The 6,849-nt window shown below is 62.5% G+C and carries 10 protein-coding genes; 8 read left to right on the top strand and 2 right to left on the bottom strand.

Features of this window, described 5'->3' with window-relative positions; translation table 11 throughout:
- The 7 genes from HY696_10065 to HY696_10035 form a co-directional block, all read left to right on the top strand.
- Nucleotides 1–475 (top strand): hypothetical protein (locus tag HY696_10065; GenBank protein MBI4238739.1); only part of this gene is annotated, 475 nt, incomplete at its 5' end.
- Nucleotides 476–541: 66 nt separating this feature from the next.
- Nucleotides 542–1,438 carry a VOC family protein gene (locus HY696_10060; GenBank protein ID MBI4238738.1) on the top strand — a complete coding sequence of 299 codons (897 nt, stop codon included), beginning with the start codon at nt 542–544 and terminating at the stop codon, nt 1,436–1,438.
- Nucleotides 1,435–2,685, top strand: a complete 1,251-nt coding sequence (locus tag HY696_10055; protein MBI4238737.1) for an MFS transporter — start codon at nt 1,435–1,437, stop codon at nt 2,683–2,685. The genes HY696_10060 and HY696_10055 overlap by 4 nt, the downstream gene beginning before the upstream one ends.
- Before the next feature lie 136 nt (nt 2,686–2,821).
- Nucleotides 2,822–3,682 carry a class I SAM-dependent methyltransferase gene (locus HY696_10050; GenBank protein MBI4238736.1) on the top strand — a complete coding sequence of 287 codons (861 nt, stop codon included), beginning with the start codon at nt 2,822–2,824 and terminating at the stop codon, nt 3,680–3,682.
- Between the two features lie 26 nt (nt 3,683–3,708).
- Nucleotides 3,709–4,419 (top strand): creatininase family protein, encoded by a 711-nt coding sequence (locus tag HY696_10045; protein MBI4238735.1) that lies wholly within the window; start codon nt 3,709–3,711, stop codon nt 4,417–4,419.
- Nucleotides 4,401–4,541: a hypothetical protein gene (locus HY696_10040; protein ID MBI4238734.1), complete on the top strand. Its 141-nt coding sequence runs from the start codon at nt 4,401–4,403 to the stop codon at nt 4,539–4,541. Before HY696_10045 ends, HY696_10040 begins: the two co-directional genes overlap by 19 nt.
- Before the next feature lie 196 nt (nt 4,542–4,737).
- Nucleotides 4,738–5,145, top strand: a complete 408-nt coding sequence (locus HY696_10035) for an NUDIX domain-containing protein (GenBank protein MBI4238733.1) — start codon at nt 4,738–4,740, stop codon at nt 5,143–5,145.
- A 34-nt stretch (nt 5,146–5,179) separates the two neighbouring features.
- Here the strand turns inward: HY696_10035 and HY696_10030 are convergent, their stop codons facing one another.
- Both HY696_10030 and HY696_10025 read right to left on the bottom strand, forming a co-directional pair.
- Nucleotides 5,180–5,620, bottom strand: coding sequence for a TauD/TfdA family dioxygenase (locus HY696_10030; GenBank protein ID MBI4238732.1), 441 nt, complete (start codon nt 5,618–5,620; stop codon nt 5,180–5,182).
- Nucleotides 5,621–6,105: 485 nt separating this feature from the next.
- Nucleotides 6,106–6,369 carry an ATP-binding cassette domain-containing protein gene (locus HY696_10025; GenBank protein ID MBI4238731.1) on the bottom strand — a complete coding sequence of 88 codons (264 nt, stop codon included), beginning with the start codon at nt 6,367–6,369 and terminating at the stop codon, nt 6,106–6,108.
- Between the two features lie 172 nt (nt 6,370–6,541).
- On the opposite strand from HY696_10025, the gene HY696_10020 reads away from it, so the two are divergent.
- The gene (locus HY696_10020; GenBank protein ID MBI4238730.1) at nt 6,542–6,826 is read left to right on the top strand and encodes a hypothetical protein; all 285 of its coding nucleotides are present in this window, start codon (nt 6,542–6,544) and stop codon (nt 6,824–6,826) included.
- The last annotated feature ends 23 nt before the right edge of the window (nt 6,827–6,849 follow it).

Raw genomic sequence — 6,849 nt, 5'->3', positions numbered from 1 at the left:
TGCTGCGGGTGATGCTGCGGGTGTGGCAGCGCCTCCGCCACCGGCGGATCCCTGCCCGACGGTTGGCAGGCGTGCGCCTTCGGCGGAGGCGGGGACGACACCGGCTACGGCCCCGAGCAACGGCTCGGCCACTGGCCCTGGAGTGTTAGTGATCGACGACGACACCGGCATCCAATTCGCGTGGGAGGCGGAGCAACAGCGGTTGGGGATCGGGCGGTTGGCGATTTATCCGTCGATGGACGCCTGCACGGCCGCGGCGCCGGACTATGCGCAGTTCGACTTCGCGTTCGTGGATAAAAACATCCCGAGCAGCAGCTGGTCGATCGCGCAGGTGATCACGCATCTGAAGGCCGCCGGCGTGAAGCGGGTGATCCTCGCGACCGGCGAAAATAAAATCCATACGCCGGATGATCCGGTGTGGACGCTGGCCGACGGCGTCGAGCCGCTGAAGGTGCCGGCGGTGTTACCGGGGTGAGTCTCGCGAGACAACGCTGCCGCCGTACTGCAGCAGGGAGTTCGGGTGAAAGTCGATTCGTCCGGTATGCATTGCGATCATGTCTATTCCTTCAGCTCCGCCAATGATCTCGAGGCGACACTGCGCCATTTTGAGCGCGCCGGGTTTCTGCGCTGTGACCACCGGTCGCATCACCCGAAAGGCATGCTGACCGGCTTCGTCCACCTTACCGGCACGTATCTGGAATTTATTACGATCGAGGACGAAGCCGCGTTTCTCCGGGATGCCGATGCCGCAGAACATTGGTTACGCCGTCATCCGCGCCCCTATGGTATCGGACTCCACACGTATAACATTGAGGAGACTCACCGCCACCTCCAAACCGTTGTCCCGCGAACGCCGCCGATCGTGCGGCGGAGGCGTCCGGAGCAACCGGATGGTCCGGTGACGTGGGCCTTTGCGGAATTCCCTGCCGCCCACGTCCCAGGCTGTGAATTGTGTGCGATCGAATATCTGACCCGACCGCGCACACCGAACACGCTGATCATGGGACCCAACACGATTTTTGCGATCAGTGGATTCGTGTTTTGTACCGACACTCCAGCAGACCGCATCGCAGTCTGGGCGCGCACCTTGGCAGCCGTCTTGCCGCAGTGCGAACAGAAACAGCATACGCTTTCATTTGGCTTTCAGCAGTTCCGTTGGATAACACCGCAGGAGTTCGAGCAGTGGTTCGACGCACGATGGATCCCTGCCGACAGTCGCTATGGGGAACTCTGCGCCGTGCAAGTGCGCGCTGCGGATCTCCGCACCGCCGCTGCCGCATTGCAAGACGGCGGGTTTGCCGTCCGTCACAGGACCGCACCGCCACGACTCTACGTCGGACCGGATCCGGACACCGGCTATGCCTTCGTCGTGGAACCCGGCGCTCCCAACGTGCTGCTCACGGTATTGAATCAGAACGCCGTGCAGGTCGTGCGATGAACCACCGTGACACCCTCCCGCCATTGACCCAATTTTACGCGGCCTATCTGATCTCCAATCTCGGCAACTTCGCCGCGCGACTGACATTGGCCGTCATCGTGTACTCACTCACTGGCAACCCCGTCTCGCTGGCGGCCAGTTTCATCGTGACGAAACTCCCCACGCTCCTGTTCGGCAATGCGATCGCGGTCCTGGTCCGACACCTGCCGGCTAAAGCAGTGTTGATCGTCTCCGACGCGCTCGCGCTGCTGCTGTTCATCACTCTCGCGTTTTCCTATCGCGCAATCGGTACGACCGGGACGATCCTCGTGTTTGGGTGTGGGTACGTGTTGACTGGATGCTTCGACGCCGCGAAGGCCGATGTCGTCGCCACGCTGTGTCCAGACCGCGCACGCTTGAATCGTGCCGCAGCGACGCTCGCAGAGATCCTTTATGTGGCGCTGGCCTGCGGCCCACTGCTTGCGGGGATCCTGATCGAGCGTGGAGGCATTCAAAGCGCGTTGTTGTTCAACGCGGCCACGTATGCGGGCTCGCTGGTATTGATCGCCCCGTTGCGGATGGCGTCGCGGCCGGCGCCGTGGCGCGAGGCCCTACGCCGTGCCACGCGGTGGCGCAGCGCTTTTGGTTTTACAGAAAATCTCGCCACGATCCGTCGAACACCGCTCCTCTCCCAATGCTCGCTTTTCTATCTCGCCCGTTCCGTGACCTATGGCCTGTTTAACGCGCTCGTGCCGGTCGTGGCACTTCACCAGTTACGCATGCAAGGAGCAGGATTGGGCACGTTTTCGTTCATCGCCTGCATCGGCGCGGTCGTCGGAGCGCGCATCTATAAGTCCTGGGTCCAGCTGCGGGTCCCCGCCGAGGGAGCTGGCCAACTCTGGTATCTGGGCCTCGCATCCTGCGGCGAAGCCGTGGCGCTGGCATGGTGCATCGGCGCCACGCAGCCCGCCGTGTGGTACGCGGCGGGATTTTGCTTCAGTGTCCCGATGCTGTTGATCGAGGCACGTATCGACTTTCTCTACCTCCACCTCGCCCCACCACAGACCAAGGGCGCCATGCAGGCCTGCCAACAGTTCATCAAAGCCCTCGGTTTCACTGGTGGCACTGGCATCGCCATTTTGGTCACGGCCCACATGGCAACATGGGTCCTGCCGTGGCTCATGCTCCCCGGCATTTTGCTGCCGCTGCTGGCGTTTGCAGGAACGCCGCGTCCGGAATCGAACACGAACTCGGCATCAAATCGATGAAATGGCTGCAACGAACGCACGTGGACGCCGGCCACAACAATCGCAGTGGCATCCAGGAATATTTTCGTGCATGAGTCACAATAAGCGCGTGTTGGCGCCGTCGGTCGCTGTCACCGCGTCACTGCAGGAGAACGTTATGCCATCCACCATGCCACATCCTCCCGACGGTGCGGACGAGGCCTGCGCGCCTGACAGCTATATCATCCGCGGGGGCGTCACCGGATCGGATCGCTTAAGTATCCTGGCCCATGCCACGTGGCCCACGAGTAAGCCGTTTCTGATCCGCGCCGGCTTGCGGCCGGGCATGCACTGTCTCGACCTGGGATGCGGCAATGGCGCCATCAGCCTGCGCCTGTTTGAAATCCTTGGTCCCACTGGCACGGTCTTTGGTCTCGACCGGGACGCCACCAACATTGCCATCGCCCAGCAGCAAGCGACGCAGCTCGCCGTTGGAGCGCGCGCGGAATTTAGCGCGGCCGACGTCATGCCTGGGATCGAGACCATGAGCAGGCAATTTGATTTGATCTATCTGCGACTACTCCTGTCTCACCTCACCGCACCGGCCACGCTGCTGCAACGATTACGCAAGCACTTGAAGCCGGGTGGCACGATCGCCATCGAGGATGTGGATTTCGATGGGCATCGGTGCGCGCCGGCGTGTCCCGCGTTCGCGCGCTACGTGGCACTCTACAAAACCGTGGCCCGGCAACGCGGCGCCGACGCCACGATCGGTCCCAAATTGGAGGGCATGGTGCGAGCCGCCGGATATCACGACATCGAGGTCTCCTCCGTCACGCCCGTCTTCACGACCGGCGAGGGCAAACAGATGGCCACGCTCACATTAGCAGCGATCGCCGAGTCCGCCATCAACAGCCGACTGGCCACGCGCGCGGACATTGACGAGATACGCGGCGCATTAGCCGCCTTTGCGCAAGACCCAACCACGCAGTTCAGCCTTCCGACCTTCTATCAACTCCGCTGCGGAGTAAATGTATGACCGCGCCAGCCGTCTTGATGCAATCCATGACATCACCTGAGGTGCAGCGTCTGGTGCAACGTGGTTGGCAGCGGATCATCATTACGTCCGGCTCCATCGAGCAACACGGGTATCACTTGCCGTTAGAGACGGATTTGGTGTTGGCCGAAGCGCTGGCAGTTCGTGCCGCATTGCAGCTCGGTCGTACCCTGGTCGCCCCCGTGATTCCGATCGGCTGCGCCGCCCACCACATGGCTTTTGCGGGAACAGTATCGGTGAGCCGCGAGGCGTTCATGGCGTATGTCGAGCAAGTAGCGGAGTCTGTGATTGCACACGGGTTCACGCAATTGCTGTTCACCGCCTTCCATGGGGGAAACTTTGCCCCCTCGCTGGAGGCCGCACAACGAGTGCAGCGCGCGCATCCAGCGATCGAGGTTCACACCGCATTGGATCTGCATCAGCTATTTGCTGTGACGAATGGCGTGATTCGAGAATGCTTCCCGGATCGCACCGCGCTCGATTGCCATGCCGGCTGCGTCGAGACCTCGATGCTCTGGGCGTTGAGCCAGGCATACGTCCGCGTCGGCGCAGTCGCAAACGGCGCGGAGTGCACGACGCTTCCCTCGCTGCATGACATGCGGCGCCTTTCAGCGACCGGCGTGGTCGGCATCGTCGACGGCTATTCCACAGCCATCGGCGAGCGGTTGTTCGCACGCATCGTCGATTTCATGATCGCGTCATGGGGACTCGGCGCCTGACGGTACAGCATCCGGTACACAATTCGTTCGGCGGACTGGCCAAGATCGCTGCGGCGCGGGAAATAGGCATTGTGTTTTCCGTCGTGCTTGGCATGCTCGTCTTGCGGGAGCGGTGGCTGTGATGAAGGTTACGAGAAATCGATCCGCAGTGTCAGCGCCAAAGGCGCGTTGAGGGGGAGACTCCAGCGGCTTTGCCGCTGGAGGGGGCGACGCGAGCCCCTGTAAATGTTCCGTTGTGATTATGGGCGGTGTCGTCGTGCTGTGCCTCTTCTAAAAGAAAGCGAGTCGGAATGGATATGCCGATCACCCAATGTAGCGATGCCCGCGCCCCCCCACTTCCCCGTCTCGGTGAAAGGGATCGTCGTGATCGACGCCCACATCGTGTTACTGCAGAACGAGCGGGATGAGTGGGAGCTGCCGGGGGGGAAATTAGAATATGGCGAGGATCCGGAACCCTGCTTGGCGCGGGAATTGGTCGAAGAACTTTCCGTGCGCATCGAAGTCGGCCCACTCATCGATGTCTGGGTCTATCCGGTTGCGCCGACCACGCCGGTCGTGATTGTGACCTATGCCTGCACGTTGTGCGATCCGCCCCAACAGCTCACGTTGAGTCACGAACACCAGGCGCTGCACTGTTTTCCACTGGCCGACGTCCCGAACCTCCGCATGCCCGACGGCTACAAGCGCTCCATCGCGCGCTATCTGACGCGCACCGTGCCGAGCTAAGCGATACACGTGGCATATCGAAGATGGAACGATTTCAGTCCGCCCGAATCATCGTGCGCAGCAGCCAGCGATCGGTACCATCATAGCGCGCATGAAAGCCTTCACGTGCATGGACCGTATGCCGATTCGGAATGATCAAGGCACACCCCGGTGCTTGCGGGGCAATCAATGCGCTCCGCTCGACGGCATCCGCCAGCTGCTGTAGCGCTCGGGCGGCCAGGGCACTCCGAGGTCGGCAATAGACGGGATCATAGCGCAGCCGTCCCTGCTCCCAGACACCGATGGGCAGGGCCGACGCGGCACGCGACATGAACTCGAATGCAGTCGGCGTAGTCAGGCAACAGACGTCTTCCTTGTCAAGTTCCCGCATGATCGGACGGCTCACTCGCGTTCCGACACCGTCGGGATTGCGGAGACAGGCGATGACCAGGAAGTCCGGCGGGCAGTCTTTGTCGGCATGTTCCGTGTGCCACACTAAAGCAGACCGCGAGCTCGCGGCGCTCTGCCGGTCCTCAAACCCGGGCACGGGGAAAACTTGCTATACCGTTTGTGCGGCTTGCTTCATGCCCGGAAAAGTAACACAGGTGCCGACACAAGCTCCAATCCACTCCACTAGGCGTGCCGCACAGACAGCCGCCTCACTCGGCGGTGCTCCGGAAGTCAGTGGTGTTGGTCCCAGTTGCGCGGTTCGAAAAGGCAGTCCACAAAGTTGCCACGCCGTCACTGGGCTGGCGGTGTCGGTGGAGAGCCAACGGCGAATGCGTTGCCGTATTGCGATCCACTGGGACGAATCCCCGCCACGCAGCATCGCCACTTCTTCAGTAGACAATGGGTACGAAACAATCATCGCGGCCGTTCCTTCAGACAGTTCCACCCCGTGCATTCCCAACAACGATCCGCCCACCGCCGGGCTTCCGGATGATGACTGACCAGCCAGACGGTTTTCCCTTGGGTCCACGCCTACAACGCCGCGAAAAGCTGCGCCGCCTCCATACTCGATTGGGCCGAGGTCGGCTCATCCAACAGGAGTTCTCCCGATTGCCAGTGGAGTAACACACGCGCCAAACAGAGGCGCTGCACCTCGCCCCCGGACAGGGGTGAGGTGCGGCCCGGCCCTAATTCCGTCGCCAATCCGTCAGGCAACCGCCGGATCACGGAATCCAAGTTCAACAGCCGCAACAGGTCCGGCACGGCCGCGGCGGCCGCCGCATTGCCGAACGTCAATTTGAACTGGATCGATCCCGGGAGCAGCTCGGGCCGCTCCGGTGTGGACGCTGGCCGATGGCGTCGAGCCGATGAAGGTGCCGGAGGGGTTGCCGGGGTGACGGGGCGGTCCGCCCCTGCCCCACGCCGTTCGCGCTTGACGAGGGCACTGTAGCAAACTAGAGAGTCCGGTATGTCCAACCGCCGCGCCCGCCGTCCGCATGCGACCCTCGGCCTCGCCGGCCCCGCCCTCCCCGGCCAGATCTACCCCGGCGGCGTCGCCCTCGACACGATCGCCGCGATCTACGGTCCGTATCATTACAATTGCCCCCCCGACGACCTCGCCAACACGACCTGCACCCTCTTCACCCTCACCCCCGCCCCCCTCGGCCCAGAAACTGCGCCCCCGCCGACGGCGGGTCCGGCTGCGGCGGAGACGGCCTCGCCACCTGGGCCCACCACCCCACTGCGTGTTTGAATTATTGAGGATCGCTCATGCCG

This window comes from Deltaproteobacteria bacterium, assembly GCA_016210045.1.
In the GTDB taxonomy this organism is placed as follows: Bacteria; UBA10199; UBA10199.
Note: the sequence above shows the minus strand (reverse complement) of the source record. Positions and strands in the feature narration are given on the sequence as shown.